This window comes from Flavobacterium sp. ASV13 (genome assembly GCF_000745775.1).
In the GTDB taxonomy this organism is placed as follows: domain Bacteria; phylum Bacteroidota; class Bacteroidia; order Flavobacteriales; family Flavobacteriaceae; genus Flavobacterium.
On record NZ_JQJY01000003.1, the window covers coordinates 670,441 to 697,070 of the forward strand.

Below are 26,630 nucleotides of genomic sequence, written 5' to 3' on the forward strand. Positions count from 1 at the left end.
ATTTATTTGATTGAAAAATATTTACATGAAAAAACTAAGTTTCTATTTTTTCTTAATTTATTGCTCGGTAAATTCTCAGGTTGTCGGCTGCAACGATTCATACGCAAAAAATTATGACAAAACTGCTATTGAAAACAATGGGAGCTGTCAATATGAAAATTTTAAAATAAGGCCAAAATATTCAATCCGGTTAAATGACTCAATAAAGGAAACATCTGGACTAATATCTTTTGACAATCTATTATGGACTCACAATGATGATCACGATAAAACTATTTATGGATTAGATACTTTAGGGAAAATCAAAAAAAAAGTTATTCTGAATAAAGCCATCAACAATGACTGGGAAGAAATTTCGCAAGACAGTTCTTCTGTCTATATTGGTGATTTTGGAAATAATTATTCAGGAAACAGAAACGATTTGCATATACTAAAAATCAATAAAAAAGACTTTTTCGAAGAAAATCCAACTATAGAAACAATCTCTTTCAAATATGCTGATCAAACTGATTTTTCTCCAAAGAAACAAAACGCGACCGATTTTGATTGTGAAGCTTTTATAGTTTTTAAAGACAGTATTTATTTGTTTACCAAACAATGGAAATCGTCTAAAACCAGTATTTATGTTTTACCCAATCAACCTGGAAATTACATTGCTCAATTAAAACAAACACTTGACACTAAAGGTTTGGTAACTGGAGCAACCTACTTAGATTCCAAAAAATTGATTACGCTTTGCGGCTATTCGAAGCTCGGGAAACCATTTTTATATTTACTATATGATTTTAAAAACAATGATTTTCTTTCAGGAAACAAACGTCGGATTGACCTTCAGCTTTCTTTTCATCAAATCGAAGGAATTACAACTACAGACGGACTTCATTACTATTTAACAAATGAAACGCTGATTCGGAAACCAATCATAAATGTTCCCGCACAAATTCATTATTTAGATTTGAGTCCGGTTTTAAATCAATATATTAATCGGTAGAAATAATGTTACTTTTCGTTCCCATTATTAAAAGCCATAAACACGTTCCGATTTCGCCAAGAGTTGCCGGAAGTCTTACATAAGAAGAGATTCCTAGCTCGGAATAATTCAAAAACAATGCATTTCCGAAGAAGTTAATTAAATAACTCAAACAGCCAAGCATTAATAATATCCCTAGAAATTTCGGAATTATTCCTGATTTAAAAATTAAATATCCCAACGGAAATAACCAAAGTCCCCAAAATATCTGAACGATTAAATTTCCGTAATCATATTGATTCAGATAAAACATTACAAGATCTTTTTCTGGTCTCTCTGAACTAATTATAGAAAGTACTGCAAATTTATTCTGCATGTTTATAAAAGAAATTGGTACGCTTACAATCGCCAAAACAACCATATATATTGCGTACGTTTTATGAACAGGCTTCAATAATTTATACAAAACCAAAGGCAGAAACAAAAAGAAAGTATAACAGATTAATCCGCTTACAATACCAAGTCTGAAAAGAAATTCATGGTTTACAATATTACTAAAAGTTATATCAGGATGATTCCAGACAATTAGCAGAGAAGGAACATATCCTAAACTATAAATCCCGGTTATTACGACTACTAAATATAACAAACCCGCGACTCTTCCTGTATTTCTAAACGATAGTTTTGATTCTTGATTCATCCTTTTATCTTTTAAAATTTAAATTTGTTTTGGCCATTTAAATGCAGTCCAAACTATTATAGCGGTAAGGATACTTTCTATTATTGCAAAAAAAATGTAGAAACTCCACCAGGCTCCAGTTGTTGTAAACGCTATTAACAACATTATGGCGGTATAAAAAATTCCGAAAATAATATTTAACCAACGGTTTATTTTTGGTTTTAAAACAACCGATGCAAAAATCATTAATGCCGGAATTGTCATTAAAATTGCACCAAGAAATAATTTTAATGGAGAATCCAGCAATGTATCTCCGCTTATAAAATCTTCAACTTTCTTTGGAACATATAGCGAGAAATAATCTCCGTAGACATAACAAAACATTATGGAAGTCCACAATGCAGCAAGTTTGATTTTTGTATTTATTTTAAAATCTTCAAAACCATTGGTGTTTACTTCTTTCTCACTCATATTTAAGGAATTAAATTTTAAATATGTCGGATATAATCTTAAAATGTTACAAGCTGTTTTTATTCTAAAAAGATAAAATGTAAAAACTATCTTCCAATTTTCATTTCTCTAAAACTTAAATAAGATTAACAATTCGCAAATCGTAAGATAAAAGTTTACTTTTGCAAAAAGTTATGTTTTCCAAAACACTCATAACTCATAATTTATAACTTACAATATACAAAGTGAATTACTTATCTGTAGAAAATATATCGAAGTCATTTGGCGAAAGAGTCCTTTTTGACAACATTTCTTTTGGAATCAACAAAGACCAAAAAATCGCTTTTATTGCCAAAAATGGTTCTGGAAAAACAACTATTATGAGCATTATTAATGGCTTAGACGAGCCAGATACTGGACAAGTTGTTTTGAGAAAAGGAATCAGAATGGCTTTTCTTTCTCAGGATAATAATCTACAAGATGAGCTAACGATTGAAGAAAGCATTTTTGCTTCGGATAATGAAACTTTGAAAATTATTGAAGCTTATGAAAAAGCGCTTGAAAATCCAAATGACGAAGAAGCGTATCAAAAAGCTTTTGACGGAATGGATCAGCACAATGCGTGGGATTTTGAGACACAATACAAACAAATTCTGTTCAAATTAAAACTGGAAGATTTTAAACTTAAAGTAAAAAATCTTTCGGGAGGACAAAAAAAGCGTCTTTCTCTGGCTATAATCTTAATCAATCGTCCTGATTTATTGATTTTAGATGAACCTACCAACCACTTAGATCTTGAAATGATCGAATGGCTGGAGAGTTATTTTGCTAAAGAAAATATTACCTTGTTTATGGTAACGCACGACCGTTTCTTTTTGGAGCGCGTTTGTAACGAAATTATCGAATTAGACAACGGAAAATTATACCAATACAAAGGAAATTATTCGTATTATTTAGAGAAAAAAGAAGAACGAATTACGTCTGAAAACTCTAGTATTGACAAAGCTAAAAACTTATTTGTAAAAGAATTAGAATGGATGCGCCGCCAGCCAAAAGCGAGAACAACCAAATCTAAATCACGTCAGGACGACTTTTATGTAATTAAGGAAAAAGCACAAAGCCGACGTAAAGAAAATAAAGTTGAGCTTGAAATTAATATGGAAAGAATGGGAAGCAAAATTATTGAGCTTCACAAACTTTCTAAAAAATTTAAGGATAAAGTTATTCTGGATCATTTTAGTTTTGATTTTCAGCGTGGCGAAAGAATCGGGATTATTGGTAAAAACGGAACAGGTAAATCTACTTTCTTGAATCTGCTTACAGGAACAATTCCACCAGACAGCGGACGCGTTGTAAAAGGCGACACGATTAAAATTGGATATTATACACAATCTGGAATTAATCCAAAACCTGGACAACGTGTTATCGATATTATTAAGGAATATGGAGAATATATTCCGCTTGCAAAAGGAAAAATTATTTCGGCTTCGCAATTATTGGAGCGTTTTCTTTTTGATGCGAAAAAACAATACGATTATGTTGAGAAATTAAGCGGTGGAGAATTAAAACGTTTGTATTTGTGTACCGTTTTAATTCAGAATCCAAACTTTTTGATTCTTGATGAGCCTACAAACGATTTGGATATTGTAACGCTTAACGTTTTAGAAAGTTTTCTTTTAGATTATCCAGGATGTTTATTGGTTGTTTCGCACGATCGTTACTTTATGGATAAAATTGTCGATCATTTATTTGTATTTAGAGGACAAGGTGAAATCGAAAATTTCCCTGGAAACTATTCTGATTTCAGAGCTTATGAAGACAGCGCCGATGTAGCTCAAAAAGAAGAAAACAAAGCCGAAAAGAAAGATTGGAAACAAAATAATCCAACTGGAAATTTAAGCTTTAACGAACAAAAAGAATATCAAAAAATCGAAAGAGAGATTAAAGATTTAGAAATCGAAAAAACTAAAATCGAACAATTATTCTCTGACGGAAAAGTTGCAGATGCCGATATTGAGAAAAAAGCAAATGAACTACAAAACATCATAAATAAAATCGACACAAAAGAAGAACGCTGGTTTGAGCTTTCTGCTAAAATTGAAGGATAAATTATAACACCGAGATTCATAAAGGAAAAACACAAAGCCGCATAAAGCTTTATTTTCTTTTATGAATTTTGTTTTTTTTCTTTGTGAATCTCTATGGAAGAAAAAACATTCTATTTGCTAAATTTGACAATTAAATAAAATACCACAACAATGAAACACTTTTTATCTGCACTATTTGTTCTTACACTATTTATTTCTTGTACAAGCACCGAAGAAAAACCTACAGCACCACCCAAAGATTATACTGTTGAAAATGAAAAAGAAATAACAGACTATATTGCAAAAAATAATTTAACTGCAACAAAAAGTAGTACTGGTTTATATTACATCATCAACGAACCTGGAACAGGCGAGCAACCAACAGCTGCTTCAAGAGTAACTGTAGCTTACAAAGGATATTTTACAAATGGAAATATCTTTGATCAAAGTAATGCTAGCGGGCTTACATTTTCTCTTTCTGATGTAATTAAAGGTTGGAGAGAAGGAATCACTTATTTTAAAGAAGGTGGAAGCGGAACTCTACTTATTCCTTCGCATTTAGCTTATGGAAGTTCTGCGCGACCTGGAATACCAGCTGGTTCAGTTCTTCTTTTTGATGTAAAATTAATTGCTGTAAGTAAATAATTTTCGGAAAACACGACTGAAAAATTTAAAAATGCTATTTCAAATACAATCTTATCTCAAATTTCTTTGGCATTCAAAAAACGAACATGCTGTTCATTCGCCGTTTGTTTTTAGTTTGCTGACAAAATGTTTTTATGATAAGAAGTCAAAGTCCGAATATCAGATTTTAAAAAAATACAGAAAATCACTTTTAGAAAATCAAAATTTTATTGAAGTAACCGATTTTGGCGCAGGCTCCAAAGTTTTCAAATCGAATAGAAGACAAATTTCTAAAATTGCTAAAACAGCTGGAATTTCTTCTAAACGTGCCGAATTATTATTTCGCGTTACCAATTATTTCAAACCAAAAAATGTTTTAGAAATTGGAACTTCTTTAGGATTAGCATCTTCTGCTATTGCTTTAGGAAATAAAGATTCTTTTTTACTTAGTCTTGAGGGCTGTCAAAGTACACTTTCAATTGCAGAAAATTTATTTAACGAGCAATTTCCAAATTTCAACTTTGATTTTGTAAATTCAGAATTCAACAAATTCCTGACCCAAGGATCTGCAAACATCTGTGATTGGGACTTAATATATTTCGACGGGAATCATTCTAAAAAAGCCACTTTAGAATATTTCGAACTTTTATTACCAACGATTAATAATGATTCTGTCTGGATTTTTGATGACATTCATTGGTCAGAAGAAATGGAAGAAGCCTGGGAAATTATCAGAAATCATCCGAAAGTAAAAGTTACAATCGATACCTTTCAATGGGGATTTGTATTTTTCAGATACGAGCAGGAAAAAGAACATTTTGTAATTCGCGTTTGATAAATGACTTTAAAATAATACTTTTATTACATTCGATATTATAAAATCATGAATGCAATAAAAATTAATACTCCATTAGAATATCCAATAGCTGTAACAGAATTTATCTCTGATTCACCAAATGGTAATTGCGTAATTATAGCCTCTGCAACAGGTGTTAAACAAAATTATTATTACAATTTCGCAACGTTTCTTTCTGATAATCATTACTCCGTTTACACTTTTGATTATGGCGGAATTGGCGATTCAAAATCCGGACCGCTTTCCAAGTTTTCTACGACAGCTAGAGCTTGGGCAGAAAATGATTTTGAATCTGTTATAAAACATGTCAAGGCTAAAAACCCAAATAGTAAATTATTTATTATAACTCATAGTATTGGAGGACAGCTTATTGGTTTAGTTCCTTCCAATAATTTATTTGATGGTGTTATAATGGTAGCATCTCAATCAGGAAGCTGGATTCATTGGAAAGGATTCGACAGATTAAAAATGCAATTTTTGTGGTATGCCCTTATACCCTCTTTTTCCAGAATTTTTAATTATTTACCTTCCAGTCATTTAACCCGAATGGAAGATTTACCAAAAGGAATGGCACTCGAATGGGCAAAATGGTGTAAAAAACCAAATTACCATTTTGACTGCATCAAAAATGTAAAAGAAAACTACGATCAAATAAAATGCAAAATCAAATCTTATAGCATCGATAATGATTTTTATGCAACAGTATCAGCAATTGACTGGATTGCTTCACAATTTAAAAAATCCGAAGTAACCAGAGTTCATTTGAAAGCTGAAGAATTTGGCGTAAAAGATATAGGACATTTTGGTTTTTTCAGAAGTCAGTTTAAAGAAAACATCTGGCAGATTTTCCTCCAGGATTTAAGAAAATTCGAAAATTAAGATTACAAAAAAAATGACGATCAAAAACAATCGTCATTTTTTTACTAATTCAAAATATTAAAAAACTTATTTTTTAGCGTCTCTATTTTCTTCAGACTTCGCTCCCATTCTGTTAACAGTATACATTGGAGCAAATTTAATTTTCAAACCGGCAATTTTTCTGTTGTCCTCAGCAGTTAAGCCTTCTTTTTCAACAGTATTTTTTCGGCTGTCTAATGCTTCATACAATAATTTGATTTCATCCCAGTCTTCTCTTGAATAACTATCTTTATTATTTTCAACTGTATGAACAAATTGCTGGTACACGCTATGGATATTTTGGGCATTTACCCATGAAAAACTCATATCATCTCCAATTTTTCCTTCACCAAACAAAGCGTTACGCAATTGCTGTTTTGGACTTGGAGCTGGTGGCGGGGCAAAAACGGCGGTCATTTCATTTTTAAATTCTTCGTATTTAATTTTACTCGCATTTACTTTTTCAGTTGCTGCTGTTTTATCTTTTAAATCTGCCAAAGCTAATTCAGCTTCTTGTGCTCTTTTGTTATATTCAGCATCAACACTTTTCCAGTCCGCTTTCAAATCTTCAGCTGCGACATTTTTTACTGAATCGACGTAGGCTACATAGGAGTCTACAGTTTTTTGAGCTTTTTCTTGTTTTTCATCTTTACACGATGTAAAACCCAAAACTAACAATGCTATTCCTGATAATAATTGTATGCTTTTCATAATTCTGATTATTTTTAATTAATACATTAACAAATGTACCTAAACCATTATCGAAAAAATTACATTATTATCATCTTTGAAAAATTAAAAACATAATAAAACTATAAAACACAAAAAATAATGACAATAATGTAAAAACTATTAAAAATAATATAACAACTTATTCATTAAAACAATGTATAGTTATGATTAACTAAATACATTTTGAAAGCGAAGGAGATTTTTGTAACAAAAACCAATAATCTACTACTTATGAATTTTATTGAAAAGTGTTTTGTACTTTTAAAACCAAAATTGTAAACCAAAATGGCAAATCCATTAATTAAAATAACTGACATCAAACGAAATTTTGTACTTGGTAATGAAATCGTTTATGTCTTAAAAGGAATTAATCTGGAAATAAATAAAGGAGAATATGTCGCTTTGATGGGGCCTTCGGGATCTGGAAAATCAACATTAATGAATTTATTAGGTTGTTTAGATACGCCAACTTCCGGACGATATATTTTGAATGAAAAAGATGTAAGCCAAATGCGGGATGATGAGTTAGCTGAAATCAGAAATAAAGAAATTGGCTTCGTTTTTCAGACCTTTAATCTTTTGCCAAGAACAACTGCACTTGATAATGTCGCACTTCCTATGATTTATGCCGGTCATGGAAAATCAGAAAGAATTGCACGCGCTACAGAAGTATTAACACAAGTTAATCTTGCAGACCGAATGGATCACCAGCCGAATCAACTTTCTGGAGGACAACGTCAGCGTGTTGCAGTTGCACGTGCTTTAGTAAACAAACCTTCGATTATTCTAGCCGATGAGCCAACAGGAAACTTAGACAGTAAAACTTCTGTAGAAATCATGAAGCTTTTTGGTGATATTCACGCACAAGGAAATACTGTTATTCTTGTAACGCACGAAGAAGATATTGCGGCGTATGCGCACAGAGTTATCCGTTTAAGAGATGGAGTAATAGAAAGTGATACGAGAAAATCGATTTAATCATTTATTTGGTTAATTCTATAATCACAGCAAAGGAAAAACTTAGCATCTCAGCACCTTAGAACCTTAGCATCTTAAAAAAAAATGAAAGTATATACCAAAACAGGCGATAAAGGAACAACAGCACTTTTTGGAGGCACACGTGTTCCTAAAGACCATATCAGAATTGACAGTTACGGAACTGTTGATGAATTGAATTCCTATATCGGATTGATTCGTGATCAGGAAATGAATGCTCATTATAAAACCATTTTAATAGAAATTCAGGATCGTCTTTTTACTGTTGGTGCCATTTTGGCAACTCCTCAGGAAAAAGAAGTTTTAAAAAATGGCAAACTACGATTAGAAAATCTTGGAATAATTGATTCAGATATTGAATTGCTCGAAAACGAAATAGATAAAATGGAAGAAAGCCTTCCGCCAATGACTCATTTTGTTTTACCGGGCGGACATTCAACTGTGTCACATTGTCATATTGCACGTTGTATTTGTCGTCGCGCAGAGCGTTTGGCAGTACATTTAAGCCATAATGAACACGTTCCTGAAATAGCAATCAAGTACTTAAACCGACTTTCTGACTACCTTTTTGTCTTGGCACGGAAGTTGTCGTTTGACTTAAAAGCGGAGGAAGTAAAATGGATTCCTCGCAAGTAAACGGTCACAGTTTTTCATTTTTCAAATTGCTAACTGAAACTGAAAACTGATTACGAATAGGGACGTTCTTAAATTTTATTAAAATAAATCAAAATTTACTTGTCTTTTTCAGTAAAAAATTTATTTTTGCACAAACTAAACAGATAACAGATGTATTGGACATTAGAATTAGCATCTTATTTAAGTGATGCGCCATGGCCTGCTAACAAAGACGAACTTATTGACTACGCTATTAGAGCTGGTGCTCCATTAGAAGTAGTAGAAAACCTTCAGTCAATAGAAGACGAAGGCGAGATATATGAATCAATGGAAGAAATTTGGCCTGATTATCCAACAGACGAAGATTATCTTTGGAATGAGGATGAATATTAAAAAATAAACCAAAGGAAAAAGTCTCATCACAGAGGCTTTTTTTTTGGTTCAAATACATATAAAATAATAAAGAAATACAATAAATCATGAGTTTCATAAACAGTATTATTAAAGTCTTTGTAGGTGATAAATCACAGAAAGATGTCAAAGCTTTACAACCTTATTTAAACAAAATTAAAACATTCGAAACTCCTTTAATGAGTCTATCAAACGACGAGTTAAGAGGAAGAACCGTTTATTTTAAAGATAAAATAAAAGAAGCCAGAGCTGACAAAGATGCTAAAATCGCTTCGCTAAAAGCAGAAGTAGAAAACATCGAAGACATTGATAAAAGAGAAGATCTTTATGATGCTATTGATGCTCTTGAAAAAGAAGCTTATGAAATCTCTGAAAAAACTTTATTGGAAATTCTTCCTGAAGCTTTTTCTGTAGTAAAAGAAACGGCTCGTCGTTTCAAAGAAAACTCACATATTGAAGTTACTGCAACTGCAAAAGACCGCGAATTTTCTGCAACAAAACCTTACATCACAATTGATGGTGAAAAATCTATTTGGGCTAACAAATGGAACGCTGCCGGAAAAGACATCACTTGGGATATGATTCACTATGATGTGCAGTTAATTGGTGGAATGGTTTTGCACGAAGGTAAAGTTGCCGAAATGCAAACGGGTGAAGGTAAAACTTTGGTTGCTACTCTTCCTCTTTACTTAAACGCTTTGACAGGAAACGGAGTTCACTTAGTAACTGTGAATGATTACTTAGCAAAACGTGACAGCACATGGAAAGCACCTTTATTTGAATTCCACGGTTTATCTGTTGATTGTATCGATAATCACCAGCCAAGTACTGAGGCTAGAAAAAAAGCTTACGATGCTGATATCACTTATGGAACCAACAACGAATTTGGTTTTGACTACCTAAGAGACAACATGGCGCACTCGCCTAGCGATTTAGTTCAAAGAAAACACAATTATGCTATTGTCGACGAGGTCGATTCTGTATTAATTGATGATGCAAGAACACCGCTTATTATTTCAGGACCAGTTCCACAAGGAGATCGTCATGAATTCAACGAATTGAAACCAAAAATAGAAAACTTAGTTGCACAACAACGTCAGTTAGCAAATGGTTTCTTAGCAGAAGCTAAAAAATTAATCAAAGAAGGAAATACTAAAGATGGTGGTTTCCAATTATTAAGAGCTTACAGAAGTTTACCTAAAAACAAAGCATTAATTAAATTTTTAAGTGAAGAAGGAATTAAACAATTGCTTCAAAAAACTGAAAATCAATACATGCAAGATAACAATCGCGAAATGCATAAAGTGGACGAAGCTTTGTATTTTGTGATTGAAGAAAAAAACAATCAGGTAGAATTGACTGATAATGGTATTCAATACCTTTCAGGAGATACTGATGCCGATTTCTTCGTTTTACCAGACATCGGAACTGAAATCGCTGCGATTGAAAAACAAAAATTAGACAAAGACGCTGAAGCTGAAGCAAGAGAAAGATTATTTCAGGATTTTGGTGTAAAAAGCGAGCGTATTCATACTTTGACACAGCTTTTAAAAGCGTATGCTTTATTCGAAAAAGATGTTGAGTACGTTATCATGGACAACAAAATTATGATTGTCGATGAGCAAACAGGTCGTATCATGGATGGTCGTCGTTATTCTGACGGTTTACACCAAGCGATTGAAGCTAAAGAAAACGTAAAAATCGAAGCTGCAACTCAAACTTTTGCAACTGTTACATTACAGAATTATTTCAGAATGTACAGCAAATTAGCTGGTATGACGGGTACTGCTGTTACAGAAGCTGGAGAGTTATGGCAAATCTATAAATTAGATGTTGTTGAAATTCCAACTAACCGTGGAATTGCAAGAATTGATAAAGAAGATTACATCTACAAAACAACACGTGAGAAATTCAACGCTGTAATTGAAGACGTTACTGAACTATCAAATGCAGGAAGACCTGTATTGATTGGAACAACTTCTGTAGAGATTTCAGAATTATTAAGCCGTATGCTTAAAATGAGAGGAATCACGCACAACGTATTGAATGCTAAAATGCACAAGCAAGAAGCACAAATCGTTGAAGAAGCTGGTAAAGCTGGAGTTGTAACTATTGCAACAAACATGGCTGGTCGTGGTACCGATATTAAATTATCTCCAGAAGTAAAAGCTGCGGGAGGTTTAGCAATCGTGGGTACAGAGCGTCATGATTCTCGTCGTGTTGACAGACAGTTACGTGGTCGTTCTGGTCGTCAGGGAGATCCGGGAAGTTCTCAATTCTACGTTTCTCTTGAAGATAACTTAATGCGTTTATTCGGTTCTGAAAGAGTAGCGAAAGTAATGGACAGAATGGGATTGAAAGAAGGTGAAGTTATTCAGCATTCTATGATGACTAAATCTATCGAACGTGCTCAGAAAAAAGTAGAAGAAAACAACTTTGGTGTTCGTAAACGTTTATTAGAATATGATGACGTAATGAACTCTCAACGTGAAGTAGTTTACAAACGTCGTCGTCATGCATTGTTCGGAGAACGTTTGAAACTGGATATCGCTAATATGCTTTATGACACTTGCGAATTAATCGTAAGCAACAGCAAAGTAGCGAATGATTTCAAAGGATTTGAATTTGATTTAATTCGTTATTTCGGAATCACATCTCCAATTTCTGAAGCAGATTTCACAAAATTATCGGATATTGAAGTTACTGGAAAAGTTTACAAAGAAGCTTTAGCTTTCTACACTGAAAAAACAGAAAGAAGTGCAAGAGAAGCTTTCCCAATCATCAAAGGAGTTTTTGAAGAACCAAACAACCATTTCGAAAGAATTGTAGTTCCATTTACAGACGGAATCAAAACTTTGAATGTAGTTACTGATTTGAAAAAAGCTTATGACAGCCAAGGTGCTCAATTAATTGCTGATTTCGAGAAAAATATTACACTTTCAATTGTTGATGAAGCTTGGAAAAAACACTTACGTAAAATGGACGAATTGAAACAATCTGTTCAATTGGCTGTTCACGAACAAAAAGATCCATTGCTTATTTACAAATTAGAAGCTTTCAATTTGTTTAGAGGAATGTTGGATAACGTTAATAAAGAAGTTATTTCATTCTTGTTTAAAGGTGATTTACCTGCTCAAAACGTTACTTCTGAAATTCACGAAGCAAGAGAAGTTCGTCAAAAAGAAAACTTACAATTAAGTAAAGACGAAATTCCAAACAGCGAAAGCATGAACCGTGAAGCTGGAGAAACGCAACAACGTCAGGTTACTGAAACTATCGTTAGAGATATGCCAAAAATCAACCGTAATGATACGGTTACCGTTCAGGAAGTTGCAACGGGCAAAACTGAAGAGATGAAATTCAAAAAAGCTGAAACACTTTTAGCTTCAGGAGCTTGGGTTTTGGTTAAATAATAAATATTGAAAACCTTCTTTGTATAAAGATTGCTTTCAATTAAATTTAAAAACAGCTGTAATTTTTATTACAGCTGTTTTTTTTATACAAAATGACAAAAATCATTCTTGTAAATAATATTTATAATGTATTTTTGCTCTCGAAAACAACGAAACACACTTTGAAACGACTTTTCGTCATATTTCTTTCCTGCATGCTATTAGTTCCTTCTTTTGGCAGTTTTTTTGTTTATGCCTCATTCAAATTAAATCAGGAAGAAATTTCAAAAACAATCTGTGTACAGCGTAAAATGGTTTTCAATACCTGTAACGGTCGTTGTGAACTTCAAAAAAGCTTAAAAAAATACGCTGATAACGAAAAAAGAATGCAAAACAATCTGAAAGAAAAAACAGATGTTGTTTACATTCAGACTTCCATTTTAAATAATTTCAAATTAACGGCACCTATCGAATCAAGAACAAAAATTTTCGCTTCTTTCGATAAAAAACCTATTGCCGTTTCCAATACGACTTTTCGTCCTCCATCCTATTTTATATAAATTTTTATCTGGCTTTTCGCCAAAACTGAAAACCTATTTTTTTGACATCTGTCAAAGAAAGCTGGTTACTCTTTAAAATTTATATAATCTAAAATGAAAAAGATATACTTTACCCTATTAATTATAGGGCAATGTGTTTTTGCTCAAAACAAAACGGAGCAAGACACAACAAAATCGCATGAACTTGAAAATGTTTTTGTAACTGCCAATCGTACAGCAACTTTAAGAAAAGAAACTCCGGTTGCGATCAGTAAATTGACAGCAAAAACCATCAATGAAGCCAAAGCTACAGCGGTTTACGAAATCATAAATAAAACGCCAGGTGTTTTGATGGTAAATCTAGGAAACGAACAACATATGATGTCTATTCGTCAGCCTATGACCACTAATGCTTATTATTTGTATTTAGAAGATGGGCTTCCAATTCGCCCGATGGGAATTTTCAATCACAATGCTTTATTAGAAATAAATCAATATAATTTACAAAGTATTGAGGTTGTAAAAGGTCCAGTTTCTTCTTTATACGGGCCAGAAGCTGTGGGTGGAACTATTAATTTAATTTCGATAAAACCTCCTGTTGATCCAGAATTTAAATTTGGAATCCAAGCGGATAATTATGGCTACAGAAGATTTCAGGCAGCCGGCGGAGCAACAATTGGAAAAGTTGGTTTTCATATTGCCGGAATTTCAAGTTTACAAGAAAATGGTTGGATGACCTATTCTGATTATAACAAAGACAATCTGAATGCGAGAATTGACTATAACATTTCTCCTTCTACCCGATTGATTAGCAATACGATGTATGGAAAATATTATTCGGATATGAGCGGCACAGTCAATGAAGAAGCTTTCAACAATAGAACTTACAAAAGTACTTCTGATTTTACCTATAGAAAATCGGATGCTTTGCGAACTCGTTTAACGTTAGAACATGATTGGAACGAAAATTCGAGCAGTTACATTACGGCTTATTTGCGTGACAATAAATTAGGCCAAAATCCATCATACGGTATCAAATGGAGCCCAACAGTAAATCCGACCAAAGCTACTGGTGAAGTAAATTCAAACAATTTCAAAAGTTATGGTGCAATTGGGCAACATACTCAAAAATTTGATTTCTTAAACACCAAAATTGTTGCCGGCGCTTTATACGATTATTCTCCAGTAACATATTGGTCGTATGTAATTGATTTAAAAGCCAATTTAAATCCGGGAGAGCCAGGAAAACAAACGGTAGATTCTTATCAAATTATTGCTGAGCACCCTGAATCGAAACTTTCAGATTATACCGCAGACATTTTCAACACAGCCGGTTACGCACAAATTAGTTTTAATCCAATTGAGAAATTAGTTATTACTGTTGGAGGACGTTATGACAATATGAAAGTAAATTATGATAATGCGATTGATCTTTCGACAGGAAGCAAAGTTTATGATAAAGCCACTTTTAAAGCAGGAGCAAATTACAATCCGTTTGAATTTGCAGGATTTTATGGCAATTATTCGCAAGGTTTTGCGCCTCCGGGAATTACTTCAATTTTTAGAGCGAAACCGGGAACTGGAGGAACAACAGGTGTCCCAGCTGAGTTTTATTACAATCTAAAACCAGCAGATTTTGATAATTATGAAATTGGCGGATGGATGTCATTTTTAGAAAACAAACTGAATTTTGATTATGCGTTCTATTATATGGAAGGCAAAAATGAATTATTGAATATAAAACTTCCTGATAATTCAACAGATTATCGATCTGCGGGAGAAACGCGTCATAAAGGAATTGAGTTTGGTGCCTCATACCGACCTTCAAAACAATTCAATATTCGTCTTGGTGGAACTTATGCGCAACATACTTATATCGATTTTAAACTTTCAGATAAACCATCAGATCCAATTCAGGATTTAAACGGAAAAGAAATGCCGTCAGCTCCAAAATGGTCAGGAAATTCAGAAGTAAGTTATTATCCAAACTGGCTTCCTAATCTAAGAACATCTTTAGAATGGCAACTTGTGGGCAGTTATTACCAAGATCAGATCAATACCGTAAAATATGATGGGTACAATATTTTCAATGCCCGAATTGGCTATCAATGGAAAAAAATTGAGGTTTACGGAAATGTACTAAATCTTACTGACAAACTATATGCATACAATGTTTCCAGAACAAATGTTGCCAATGCTCAGCCAACTTATACAGCGGCAGCACCACGAACTTTTGTATTCGGAATTCAATATAATTTTTCATTAAAAAAATAATATTTAGCCACTCCCGATAGCTATCGGGATTAAACGATTAAAAAGATTTCTTAATGATAAAAATCCGTTTAATCTGTGAATCCCGATAGCTATCGGGAGTGGCCAAAAAAAAGCAACCAATGAGTAAAGAAACAAACAAAAAATCTTCGAAGAAGATCCCGAAAACTTTCGGGACTAAATTCATCAAAAAAATCAAACAACACATGTACAAATGGCATCGTGTTATTGGTTTAATTACGATTATTCCTGTGATCTTCTGGACATTTTCAGGTTTGATGCATCCGTTTATGGCGCATTTTTTCAAACCAGAAATTGCTCATGACAAAATTGAACAATCAATTATTGATAAAAGCCAACTGCATTATTCAATTCAGGAAGTTTTACTGAAAAACGAAATATCGCAATTCAAAAATTTTAGAATTGTTACTTTCAACAATGCAACTTATTATCAGGTAAAAACAATTCTGGGCGAACTTTGGTATTATGATGCTTCAACTGCCAAAAAGTTAGAAAATGGAGATCAAAAATATGCCGAATGGCTTTCGCGTTATTTCTTAGACGATCAAAAAAGTCCGGTAAAAAACAGTGAAATTGTAACCGAATTTACTTCGCAATACAAATATGTAAACCGCTATTTACCTGTTTACAAATTAAGTTTTGACCGTCCTGACGCCATGCAGATTTATGTAGAAACCTCATCGAGCAAACTGGCAACTTACAACCCAACTTCCAGACAAGCTTTCATTTGGTTTTTCGATACTTTTCATAATTGGTCGTTTATCGATACCATCAGCAATAACAGTGTCCGAATTATTACGATGATTTTCTTATTATCAATTATTGGATTTTCAGCCTTGAGCGGTATTTTAATTTATGGTTTGCTTTGGAAACAATTCAAAAAAACGGATAGTGTAGCGCCAAAAAAAGGTTTAAGAAAATACCACCGCCAAATTGGAATCTGGATTTCACTTTTCACTTTGACTTTTGCTTTCAGCGGTGCTTATCATGCGACGACAAAATGGGCACCGTATACGTTGTCACAAATGGTCTATGAGCCAACTTTTATAACCAAAGAAATTCCTGGAGCAAATAATAATCTTGATTTAGACTGGAGTCGTTTCCAAAATATCAGCGTAATTACATTAAACGACACTACTTATTATCGTTGCCAATTACTTGAAAACGAAAATAAAAGATTCAAAAAATCAAAATCAGATTCGAAGTGGAATAAAAAAGAAGATTCAAAATCTGAAGTCGTTTACATTAACGCAACAACAAATAAAATTGCACCAAATCTGGATTTAGAATATGCCGAATTTTTAGCTTATTACTTTACCGATGGAGCCCCAAAAGCTTCGTGTTGCGAAATGATTGACACATCAGAGGATGATTCTCAGCCTTCATTCGAAAACATAAAATTACTGGAGTCAAAAGTACTAACCGATTTTGAAAGCAGAGAATATGGCTTTGTAAACAAAAGGCTTCCGGTCGTAAAATTAGCTTATGATACGCCCGAAAAAACAACTTATTTTATTGAAACTTCAACCTCAAGATTGGCTGCAGTTGTCAATAATTCAGACAAAATCGAAGGTTATTCGTTTGCCATTTTGCACAAATTTCTATTTATGGATTGGGCTGGAAAAAACATTCGAGATTTAGCAACTGTTTTGGCAGCACTTTCTATTTTAATTGTAAGCATTTTAGGTTTTATTCTTTTTCTGAAAAAATAAACAAAAGATGCTAAGATTCTGAGTTACTAAGATTCTATGTTTCTACTCTTAGAACCTTAGTGACTCAGAATCTTTTTCTTACATTTGGTTTCCGAAATAATCTCTTGTAAAAAAAATTGAAAAAATATCTAAAGCTTTCCTTGCCACTTTTATTGACGCTTTGTTTTAGCTTTTTTTTCGTATTGATGATTCGAATTACTTGGCAATACATTCCCTTTAGGAATGATGTGGCTTTTCTTCAAATAAAACAGACGGAAGTTACCGAAATCCCTTTTTACACCACTTTCTTTTACATACATGTATATTCGGCCATCATTGTTTTACTTGCCGGATTTACTCAGTTTAATTCGGTTTTATTAAAGAAAAAGCCTGTCATTCATAGAAATATCGGCAAGTTGTATGTATTTATTGTACTGTTTTTAAGTGCACCTTCGGGCTTATTTATTGGCATTTTTGCGAATGGAGGTTTTTATTCGAAAATCTCTTTTGTCACCTTATCAATTTTATGGTTTTACTTTACGCTGAAAGGTTTTTCAACCATTAAAAACAAAAATATTAAGCTTCACAAGGCTTTTATGCTTCGAAGTTTTGCTTTGACATTTTCAGCAATAACGTTGCGTTTTTGGAAGGTTATTCTTGTATATTTGTTTCAACCTTCACCAATGGATGTTTATCAAATAATAGCCTGGCTTGGGTGGGTTCCTAATTTATTAATCGCTGAATATTATCTTTATAACCAATCCAAAAAATGAAAAACCTTCTTTATTTATTTGTTGCCGTTTTATTATTTTCATGTAATTCTAAAGAGAAAAAAGACACTAAAAATACTGCAGACAATTTAGTAACCGATGAAATCCGAACAGATTTATACGGTTCGTGGATTGGTCGCTTTATTGTTGCAGAACGTGACACAACCCGACCTGTAACAGAAATGTATAGCAATAAAATCAATATCCTTATCAAAAAAATTACCTCTACAGAAGTTACCGGACAAAGTATTGTTGCTGGAAATATCAGGCCACTTAAAGGATTTATGAAAAGAACAGGTAATACATTTTATTTTACCCTTAAAGAACCTGGAGATGATAAAAATGATGGCGTTTTTACCTTTGAAATTCAAAAAGATACACTCTTGACAGGAACATGGACTGCTTACAATTCTAAAAAAGAAGTTACAAAGAGAAAATTTGAGCTATTAAAAAAAGAGTTTAAATACGATCCAAATGCAATGCTTTCTGAAGACATATATATGGATTTTCAAAATCCTAAAGAACCTGAGCAGAAAGAAGAAAAAATCAAAAAAGATACAATTAATGAAGACGAAGAGTATGATGATTCTGATTCGCCACTTTATAGGGGAGCCTCAGATGTTGTTTACACGATTAATTCTTCAACAACAAAATTAAAAGAAAGCCAATTAAAGAATTTGAAAAAACTAGATTTAGAAATTCTTAGAAATACAATTTTTGCCAGACATGGACTTTCTTTTAAAACTAAAACTGTACGTCAATTTTTTAATGATGAAGAATGGTATATTCCAGTTTCAACAAATGTAAACGATCAATTAACTGCCCTTGAAAAAGAAAATATTGCATTATTAAAACGTTTTGAAAAGTACGCAACAGATAGTTACGAATCTTTTGGAAGATAGTTTAAAAAAAGGTACTAAGTTACTAAGGTACTGAGGCACTAAGTTTTCCAAAACACTGTTTCATAAAAAAAACTCAGCAAGACACACTTCAATGTGTTTAGCTGAGTTTTTTTTCAAGATACTAAGCCTCAAAAAAAACTTAGCATCTTAGAATCTTAGTACCTTAGAAACTTAAAAAAAATTATCTTGGATTATCTTGATAATAACGTGCTTCGATTCTTTTAATATCCCGAATTGAATTTTTAGCCCAATCTAATCGCTTTACTAAAATTTCTTCTTCTGATAGTTGCCATTTGATGTCTGATCTTCGAAGTCTGTTGGTCAAACTTTGAATAATGATTGCGGCTGAAACCGAAATATTCAGACTTTCTGTAAAACCTACCATTGGTATTTTTAAGAAACCATCGGCATTGTCCATGATTTCTTGTGACAAACCTTCTTTTTCTGTTCCAAAAAATAAAGCACTTGGTTTTGAAATATCGAAATCTTCCAACATCGAATCTTTTTCGTGTGGTGTTGTTGCAATGATTTGGTAACCTTTATTTTTTAAATCGGAAAGACATCCGGAAACCGAATCAAATCGGTTAATGTCTACCCATTTTTGAGCTCCAAGTGCAATTTCTTTATCGATTCTTTTTCCGAAACGTTGTTCGATTACATTCAATTCCTGAATTCCAAAAACCTCACAGCTTCGCATTACAGCGCTTGTGTTGTGCATCTGAAAAACATCTTCTACAGCAACCGTAAAATGTTTGGTACGATTTTCCAAAACATGTAGAAACCTTTCTTTACGGTTATCAGTTAATATATTTTCAAGAAATTCGAGGTAATCTAAATCAATCATTTTATTTCTGTTTGCGGCAAAAATAACAATAATTGTTATATTGGACAAAGTGACTTCTTATGGAATCAAATTCATTTATAGATCTAAACTGGTATGGTTTAAGTCCTCATTATACTCAAATCGGTTATTTTTACTGATTCGAAGAATTTAACCAATCTTCATTTCTCACTAACTACAACCAAACAACAACTTTTTAATGAAACCGCATTTTTACAAAATCCTTTTTTTCCTTTTTTTTAGTTTATTTTCCTGCGTCGCACAACAAAACGTAGAAATTCTGGTGGGAAACGGCTGGAGCAGCAACTCTGTCAATACAGTAAAATTTAGAAAAAACGCTTTAACGACTTTTAAAGATTTTCAATTTATAGCCTATTATGATAATGACGGCTATGTAATTTTAGGCAAAAGAAAACTAAATTCTACCAATTGGCAAATCGTTAAAACACCTTACAGCGGAAATGTAAAAGATGCACATAATACGATCAGCATTGCAATTGATGGCGATGGATATTTGCATATCAGCTGGGATCATCACGACACAAAACTTCGATACGCAAAAAGCAAATCTCCATTAAGCTTAGATTTGGATAAAGAAGAATCGATGACCGGAATTGCTGAGCAAAAAGTAACGTATCCTGAATTTCACAATCTGCCAAACGGGAATTTAGTATTCTTTTATCGTTCAGGCGCTTCGGGACGAGGAAATATGATTCTTAATTTATATTCGGTAAAAGAAAAAAAATGGTCGCAATTACAAAGCAATTTATTAAACGGCGAAGAGCAAAGAAGCGCGTACTGGCAGGCAAGAGTAGATAAAAAAGGCACAATTCACCTTTCATGGGTTTGGAGAGAAAGTTGGGACGTTTCGACGAATCACGACATTTGTTATGCTCGTTCTTTTGACGGCGGTTTGACCTGGGAAAAATCAAACGGAGAAAAATACAATTTGCCCATAACTGTTACATCAGCGGAAATTGCATGGAAAATTCCGGAAAAATCAAGTTTGATCAATCAGACTTCGATGATTGCTGACGGAAACGGAAATCCTTATATCGCGAACTATTGGTGTGAAAATTCCATTCCGCAATTCCAGATTGTTTATTTAGAAAATGGTATTTGGAAAAAAACAAATACGGGTTTTAGAAAAACTTCTTTTTATTTAGGAGGCGGAGGCACAAAGAAAATTCCAATTTCCAGGCCTGATTTATTAATTAAAGAAGAAGGAAAAAACCGCAATTTATATTTGCTTTTTAGGGATGCTGAAAGAGAAAATAAAGTGTCCATGGCTTATAAAAATTTGAACCAAAACACACCATGGAAAATAACCGACTTAACCACAGCGTCTATAGGTGAATGGGAACCTAATTATGATATTTCGCTTTGGGAAAAACAAAAAAAACTTCATATCTTTCTTCAAAATGTAAATCAGGTTGATGGCGAAGGTTTAGCCAAATCAGAACCGACAATGGTCAGGGTTTTGGAAGTGAATCAGCTGCCTAAATAATAGAATTTAAGAAAATGAAAAAGAAACTTGTAGTTTTAACCGGCGCCGGAATTAGTGCAGAAAGCGGCATCAAAACTTTCCGCGACAGCGATGGTTTATGGGAAGGTCACGATGTTATGGAAGTCGCAACTCCTGAAGGCTGGCATAAAAATCAAGAATTAGTTTTGGATTTTTATAATAAAAGACGTCAGCAGCTGAAAGAAGTAAAACCAAATTTAGGCCACATTATTCTAGCCGAATTAGAAAAAGATTTCGACGTTCATATTATCACCCAGAATGTTGACGATTTGCATGAACGAGCCGGAAGTACAAACGTTTTGCATTTACATGGCGAATTACTTAAAGTTCGAAGCGTACAAAATAAAAATCTAATTTTAGATTGGACAGAAGATTTAAACACTGGCGATTTTGATACAAACGGACATCAATTGAGACCGCATATTGTTTGGTTTGGCGAAGAAGTTCCGGCATTAGAAGAAGCAATCGACATTACAGAAACAGCTGATTATTTTGCTGTAATTGGAACTTCGCTTCAAGTTTATCCTGCAGCAGGTCTGATTGCCTATGCTCCAAGTACAACTCCGGTTTTTTATATTGACCCAAAACCAATTGCGATTCCAAATATTCGAAATAAAGTAGAAACCATTGCCAAATTTGCATCAGAAGGAGTTGCCGATTTAAGAGCGCGATTAAATTCATTTTGAATGTATAAATGCGCGTTTTAATTACCTCTAATCGCTAAATTCTGCTTATATTTGCACCTTTCGAAAAAACAACATAACAATGACTACTCTAAACGAATTGAATGCTATATCACCAATTGATGGAAGATATAGAAATAAAACTCAAAATTTAGCACCTTTTTTCTCTGAAGAAGCCTTAATTAAATACCGCGTTTTGGTTGAAGTGGAATATTTTATTGCTTTATGCGAAATTCCATTGCCTCAACTAAAAGGTATTGATTCAGGTTTATTTGACAGCTTAAGAAACATCTACAAAAATTTCTCTACTGAAGATGCGCTTTGGATCAAAGAAACGGAGAAAGTAACCAACCACGACGTAAAAGCGGTTGAATACTTTATCAAAGATGCTTTTGAAAAATTAGGTTTATCTCAATACAAAGAGTTCATTCACTTCGGATTAACATCTCAGGATATTAATAATACTGCTATTCCGCTTTCTACAAAAGAAGCTTTTGAGCAAGTTTATATGCCTTCACTAATTTCTTTAATTTCTAAATTGAAAGAATTAAGTGTGGAATGGAAAGACATTCCAATGTTGGCGCGTACACACGGACAACCAGCATCTCCTACTCGTTTAGGAAAAGAGATTTTGGTTTTTGTTGAGCGTTTAGAAGAGCAAATGCGTTTGTTGTTCAATGTTCCGTTTGCAGCTAAATTTGGTGGCGCAACTGGAAACTTTAACGCACATCATGTTGCATATCCACAAATTGACTGGAAACAATTCGGAACTAAATTTGTTGAAACTAGCTTAGGATTACAACATTCATTCCCGACAACTCAAATCGAGCATTACGATCATTTTGCAGCATTTTTTGATGGTTTAAAAAGAATCAACAATATCATTATCGATTTAGATCGTGATATCTGGACGTATGTTTCAATGGATTATTTTAAACAAAAAATCAAAGCTGGAGAAATTGGATCTTCGGCAATGCCACATAAAGTAAACCCAATTGATTTTGAAAATTCTGAAGGAAACTTAGGAATTGCAAATGCTATTTTTGAACATTTGGCTGCTAAATTACCTATTTCAAGATTACAGCGTGATTTAACTGACAGTACCGTTTTAAGAAATGTTGGTGTTCCTGTTGGACACACCATTATTGCTTTTGAAGCGACTCTAAAAGGTTTGAATAAACTACTTTTAAACGAAAGTAAATTTGCTGAAGATTTAGAGAAAAACTGGGCGGTTGTTGCTGAGGCTATTCAGACGATTTTGCGTCGCGAGGCATATCCAAATCCTTACGAAGCATTGAAAGGTTTGACAAGAACAAATGAAGCAATTGACAAAAATGCGATTCATAATTTTATTGCAACATTAGAAGTTTCTGATGCCGTTAGAGCAGAATTAATGCAGATAACTCCTAGCAATTACACAGGTATTTAAAGAAAACCTAAAATATTTTCCCAAAAAAAGCTATCTTTATCGAGATAGCTTTTTTTTATTTAAATCTGATTGGAAACTAGCCCAGACTGGAATGAAAAGCCTTTTGCTTGAAAAACATATTTTTTTGAGCAAAAGCTTAAAATGTAAAGCTGGAAATAGCTCCTGAAACTAAAATACCACTTCTATATGATTGCCTTAAACGCCGCTGCCGAAACTACACACCATTTACAACCCTTAATCAGCGACTTGGGATTAATCCTAATGACCGCCGGAATTGCTGTGCTAATTTTCAAAAAAATGAAACAGCCACTGGTTTTAGGATATTTGATTGCGGGATTTTTGGCTGGAAATCATTTCGACTTTTTCCCATCGATTACAGATATGAAAAGTGTTGAAGTTTGGGCCGAAATTGGTGTTATCTTTTTGCTTTTTAGTTTAGGACTCGAATTTAGTTTTAAAAAACTGATGAAAGTTGGTGGCACTTCGTCCATCACCGCCATAACCCAGATTATGTTTATGACCTTGATTGGTTATCTGGTGGGGCAATGGATGGGTTGGGGAAAAATGGACAGTATTTTTCTTGGTGCAACGCTTTCAATTTCTTCTACAACTATTATTATTCGGGCATTTGATGAATTGGGAGTTAAAGGGAAAAAATTCGTAGGAATTGTATTTGGCGCCTTAATTGTAGAAGATATTGTCGCGATTTTAATGCTTGTTTTATTATCGACAATTGCGGTGAGCGATCAGGTTTCCGGAACTGCTTTATTGCAATCTGTTTTAAAATTAATTTTCTTTTTAATCATTTGGTTTTTAGGCGGAATCTTCATTATTCCGACGATTTTAAAAAAAGCAAAACATTTATTGAGTGACGAAATGTTGCTTATTATTTCGCTTGCATTATGTTTGATGATGGTAATGTTTGCTGCTAATGTTGGTTTTTCTCCAGCCTTAGGCGCTTTTATAATGGGTTCTATTATTGCCGAAACCACTCAAGCGGAAAAAATCGAACATTTAATTCAGCCAGTAAAAGACTTATTTGGTGCTGTTTTCTTCGTGTCAGTCGGAATGTTGATCAATCCGGTAACTTTAGTTGATTATGCGCTTCCTGTTTTGATCATCACATTGGTTACTGTTTTTGGAAAAGCATTCAGTTCTGCATTTGGAGCTTTACTCTCGGGACAACCTTTGAAACAATCAGTACAAACCGGAATGAGTTTGGCACAAATTGGAGAATTCTCATTTATCATCGCCACGCTCGGAATGACATTGAAAGTGACAAGCGACTTTTTATATCCTATAATTGTGGCAGTTTCAGCAGTTACTACGTTTACAACTCCATTTTTAATTAAATATTCTGAAACTTTTGCTTTGTTTTTAGAATCAAAAATGCCAAAAAAATGGGTCAAAAACATTAATCGTTATAGTGTAAACGCGCAGGCGATTAAATCGGTTAGTACCTGGCAAATTGTATTACGAGCTTCAGTAACACAAATTATACTTCATACTATAATTATTACCGCAATTATTTTATTGTCTGCCAAATTTGTTGCGCCTTTAGTGGCTGATACCCGATTTGGAAATACGCTTGCCGCATTGATTACATTGGTGATTATTGCTCCTTTTTTATGGGCGCTTTCGTTGCGAAGAGTAAAAGTGGATGAAGTTGAAATTTTATGGGAAGAACGAAAATATCGCGGAGCACTTTTAATGCTGATTTTAATCAGAATGAGTCTTGGTTTGTTTTTCGTGGGCTTTTTATTGAATATTTTCTTCTCGCCTTTGGTCGCTTTTGTTGCGCTGATAATTGCTATTGGAGCATATCAAATATTCCCGAAAAAATTAAACGAACAATATCATAAAATCGAAAATCACTTTCTGAAAAATTTGAACGATCGTGAAAACAAAAAAATTGACAGACGTTATGCCAATTTAATGCCTTGGGACGGTCACATGTCGTTTTTTGATATTGGAAAAGAATCCAACCTGGCAGGAAAAACTTTAGAAGAATTAAAAATTCGAGAACAACTCGGAATTAATATTGCCGAAATAAAACGAGGCGATATTACAATTCCTATTCCAACTAAAAATGAACGTTTGTTTCCGGGTGACGAAATTTGCGTAATCGGTACGGATGCTCAAGTTACAGAATTTGCCAAATATTTAGATCAAAATGAAATTGAAGCTCCGCCTGCGGTCCAAGAATCTGAAATTGTGTTACGTCAGTTAGAAGTTTCTCAAGAAGAATTTATTCAAAAAAGCATTGGGCAATTTAGAGGAAAAACTGGCGGCCTAGTCGTAGGAATTGAGCGAAATGGAAACCGAATCCTAAATCCTGAATCGAATATTATTTTGAGTCAGAATGATATCATTTGGGTTGTAGGCGACAAGAAAAAAATGAATGAGTTGACCAAAGGGACTAAGGTTCTGAGGAGCTAAGGTTCTAAGTTTTTTTTAAATAATTAAGGCGCTAAGCTGTTAAGTTTTCAAATAAAAATCTTAGCATCTTAGCGCCTTAGTATCTTAGAACCTTAATTACTTATTTGGCTGTGGCGTCAATCTTAAATAAGGTTTAATTGGTGTGTGTCCTTTTGGAAATTTTGCAGGGATATCGCTGTCCGGAATTGCTGGTGCGATGACAACATCTTCACCATCTTTCCAGTTTGCAGGAGTTGCAACACTATAATTTGCAGTTAATTGCAAACTGTCAATAACACGAAGCAATTCGTCAAAATTTCTTCCTGTTGAAGCTGGATAAGTCAAAGTCAATTTGATTTTTTTATCGGCACCAATTACGAAAACAGAACGTACTGTGAATTTATCGCTGGCATTTGGGTGAAGCATATCATATAAAGTTGCTATTCTTTTATCTTCATCGGCAATAATTGGAAAATTGACTTCTGTATTTTGAGTTTCGTTGATGTCCTTAATCCACTCTTTATGTGATTCCAGGCCGTCTACACTCAAAGCAATAACTTTCGTATTTCTTTTAGTAAATTCCGGAAGATAGTTTGCTACTGTTCCCAATTCAGTGGTACAAACCGGAGTAAAATCGGCAGGATGCGAAAATAAAACACCCCATGAATCTCCCAAGTATTCGTGAAAATTGATTGGTCCTTGTGTGGTTTCTGCATGAAAATCTGGAGCTATATCGCCTAATCTTAATGTTGACATAATTTATATTTTTTAGTTCCTCTAAAATTAACTAAAAAATTCGTAGAGAAAACATCTAAAATCTTAAAAAAAGTT

At 33.5% G+C, this 26,630-nt stretch carries 23 protein-coding genes; 18 read left to right on the plus strand and 5 right to left on the minus strand.

Annotation, left to right across the window (positions count from 1 at the left end; all coding sequences use genetic code 11):
• Window positions 1-25 precede the first annotated feature (25 nt).
• Window positions 26-991 carry a hypothetical protein gene (locus GQ47_RS10175; RefSeq protein WP_035647894.1) on the plus strand — a complete coding sequence of 322 codons (966 nt, stop codon included), beginning with the start codon at window positions 26-28 and terminating at the stop codon, window positions 989-991.
• Here GQ47_RS10175 and GQ47_RS10180 read toward each other — a convergent pair.
• Both GQ47_RS10180 and GQ47_RS10185 read right to left on the minus strand, forming a co-directional pair.
• Entirely contained in the window at window positions 981-1,670 is a 690-nt protein-coding gene (locus tag GQ47_RS10180) for a DUF4386 domain-containing protein (protein ID WP_035647895.1), read from the minus strand. The genes GQ47_RS10175 and GQ47_RS10180 overlap by 11 nt on opposite strands.
• 18 nt (window positions 1,671-1,688) lie before the next feature.
• Window positions 1,689-2,120 carry a DUF6326 family protein gene (locus GQ47_RS10185; protein WP_035647898.1) on the minus strand — a complete coding sequence of 144 codons (432 nt, stop codon included), beginning with the start codon at window positions 2,118-2,120 and terminating at the stop codon, window positions 1,689-1,691.
• A 224-nt stretch (window positions 2,121-2,344) separates the two neighbouring features.
• On the opposite strand from GQ47_RS10185, the gene GQ47_RS10190 reads away from it, so the two are divergent.
• From GQ47_RS10190 to GQ47_RS10205, 4 genes are all read left to right on the plus strand, one after another.
• Window positions 2,345-4,207: an ABC-F family ATP-binding cassette domain-containing protein gene (locus GQ47_RS10190; RefSeq protein WP_035647900.1), complete on the plus strand. Its 1,863-nt coding sequence runs from the start codon at window positions 2,345-2,347 to the stop codon at window positions 4,205-4,207.
• 150 nt (window positions 4,208-4,357) lie between these two features.
• Window positions 4,358-4,831 carry an FKBP-type peptidyl-prolyl cis-trans isomerase gene (locus GQ47_RS10195; RefSeq protein WP_035647902.1) on the plus strand — a complete coding sequence of 158 codons (474 nt, stop codon included), beginning with the start codon at window positions 4,358-4,360 and terminating at the stop codon, window positions 4,829-4,831.
• 31 nt (window positions 4,832-4,862) lie between these two features.
• On the plus strand, window positions 4,863-5,645 hold the full coding sequence (locus GQ47_RS10200) for an O-methyltransferase (RefSeq protein WP_035647904.1): 783 nt from the start codon (window positions 4,863-4,865) through the stop codon (window positions 5,643-5,645).
• A 48-nt stretch (window positions 5,646-5,693) separates the two neighbouring features.
• Window positions 5,694-6,545, plus strand: coding sequence for an alpha/beta hydrolase family protein (locus tag GQ47_RS10205; protein WP_035647906.1), 852 nt, complete (start codon window positions 5,694-5,696; stop codon window positions 6,543-6,545).
• A gap of 66 nt (window positions 6,546-6,611) precedes the next feature.
• On the opposite strand, the gene GQ47_RS10210 is transcribed toward GQ47_RS10205, so the two are convergent.
• Entirely contained in the window at window positions 6,612-7,274 is a 663-nt protein-coding gene (locus tag GQ47_RS10210; protein WP_035647909.1) for a DUF6565 domain-containing protein, read from the minus strand.
• A 306-nt stretch (window positions 7,275-7,580) separates the two neighbouring features.
• Between GQ47_RS10210 and GQ47_RS10215 the strand changes: the two genes are divergently transcribed.
• The 9 genes from GQ47_RS10215 (at window position 7,581) to GQ47_RS10255 (ending at window position 18,903) form a co-directional block, all read left to right on the plus strand.
• Window positions 7,581-8,273 (plus strand): ABC transporter ATP-binding protein, encoded by a 693-nt coding sequence (locus tag GQ47_RS10215; protein ID WP_035647912.1) that lies wholly within the window; start codon window positions 7,581-7,583, stop codon window positions 8,271-8,273.
• 84 nt (window positions 8,274-8,357) lie between these two features.
• On the plus strand, window positions 8,358-8,927 hold the full coding sequence (locus GQ47_RS10220) for a cob(I)yrinic acid a,c-diamide adenosyltransferase (RefSeq protein WP_035647914.1): 570 nt from the start codon (window positions 8,358-8,360) through the stop codon (window positions 8,925-8,927).
• A gap of 150 nt (window positions 8,928-9,077) precedes the next feature.
• A complete protein-coding gene (locus GQ47_RS10225; RefSeq protein ID WP_007138072.1) occupies window positions 9,078-9,299 on the plus strand; it encodes a DUF2795 domain-containing protein in 222 nt (73 codons plus the stop codon).
• Window positions 9,300-9,385: 86 nt separating this feature from the next.
• The gene (gene secA / locus GQ47_RS10230) at window positions 9,386-12,730 is read left to right on the plus strand and encodes a preprotein translocase subunit SecA (protein WP_035647917.1); all 3,345 of its coding nucleotides are present in this window, start codon (window positions 9,386-9,388) and stop codon (window positions 12,728-12,730) included.
• A 194-nt stretch (window positions 12,731-12,924) separates the two neighbouring features.
• Window positions 12,925-13,269, plus strand: a complete 345-nt coding sequence (locus GQ47_RS10235; RefSeq protein WP_035647920.1) for a hypothetical protein — start codon at window positions 12,925-12,927, stop codon at window positions 13,267-13,269.
• Window positions 13,270-13,362: 93 nt separating this feature from the next.
• Entirely contained in the window at window positions 13,363-15,522 is a 2,160-nt protein-coding gene (locus tag GQ47_RS10240; protein WP_035647923.1) for a TonB-dependent receptor, read from the plus strand.
• A 119-nt stretch (window positions 15,523-15,641) separates the two neighbouring features.
• On the plus strand, window positions 15,642-17,252 hold the full coding sequence (locus tag GQ47_RS10245) for a PepSY-associated TM helix domain-containing protein (RefSeq protein ID WP_035648193.1): 1,611 nt from the start codon (window positions 15,642-15,644) through the stop codon (window positions 17,250-17,252).
• 116 nt (window positions 17,253-17,368) lie between these two features.
• Complete coding sequence (locus tag GQ47_RS10250) at window positions 17,369-18,004, plus strand: DUF2306 domain-containing protein (RefSeq protein ID WP_051951470.1); 636 nt, start codon at window positions 17,369-17,371, stop codon at window positions 18,002-18,004.
• The gene (locus tag GQ47_RS10255) at window positions 18,001-18,903 is read left to right on the plus strand and encodes a YARHG domain-containing protein (RefSeq protein ID WP_035647928.1); all 903 of its coding nucleotides are present in this window, start codon (window positions 18,001-18,003) and stop codon (window positions 18,901-18,903) included. Before GQ47_RS10250 ends, GQ47_RS10255 begins: the two co-directional genes overlap by 4 nt.
• Before the next feature lie 181 nt (window positions 18,904-19,084).
• Here GQ47_RS10255 and GQ47_RS10260 read toward each other — a convergent pair whose 3' ends face one another.
• Window positions 19,085-19,747 (minus strand): TrmH family RNA methyltransferase, encoded by a 663-nt coding sequence (locus GQ47_RS10260; protein WP_035648194.1) that lies wholly within the window; start codon window positions 19,745-19,747, stop codon window positions 19,085-19,087.
• A gap of 196 nt (window positions 19,748-19,943) precedes the next feature.
• Here GQ47_RS10260 and GQ47_RS10265 point away from each other — a divergent pair, with 196 nt between their 5' ends.
• The 4 genes from GQ47_RS10265 to GQ47_RS10280 all read left to right on the plus strand — a co-directional run bounded on the left by GQ47_RS10265 (window position 19,944) and on the right by GQ47_RS10280 (window position 25,820).
• A complete protein-coding gene (locus GQ47_RS10265) occupies window positions 19,944-21,251 on the plus strand; it encodes a BNR repeat-containing protein (RefSeq protein ID WP_035647930.1) in 1,308 nt (435 codons plus the stop codon).
• Between the two features lie 14 nt (window positions 21,252-21,265).
• Window positions 21,266-21,955 (plus strand): SIR2 family NAD-dependent protein deacylase, encoded by a 690-nt coding sequence (locus GQ47_RS10270; protein ID WP_035647931.1) that lies wholly within the window; start codon window positions 21,266-21,268, stop codon window positions 21,953-21,955.
• A 79-nt stretch (window positions 21,956-22,034) separates the two neighbouring features.
• Window positions 22,035-23,381, plus strand: a complete 1,347-nt coding sequence (purB, locus tag GQ47_RS10275) for an adenylosuccinate lyase (protein WP_035647932.1) — start codon at window positions 22,035-22,037, stop codon at window positions 23,379-23,381.
• Between the two features lie 186 nt (window positions 23,382-23,567).
• A complete protein-coding gene (locus GQ47_RS10280) occupies window positions 23,568-25,820 on the plus strand; it encodes a cation:proton antiporter domain-containing protein (protein WP_035647934.1) in 2,253 nt (750 codons plus the stop codon).
• A 96-nt stretch (window positions 25,821-25,916) separates the two neighbouring features.
• On the opposite strand, the gene GQ47_RS10285 is transcribed toward GQ47_RS10280, so the two are convergent.
• Entirely contained in the window at window positions 25,917-26,555 is a 639-nt protein-coding gene (locus GQ47_RS10285) for a peroxiredoxin (protein ID WP_035647937.1), read from the minus strand.
• Window positions 26,556-26,630: the final 75 nt, after the last annotated feature.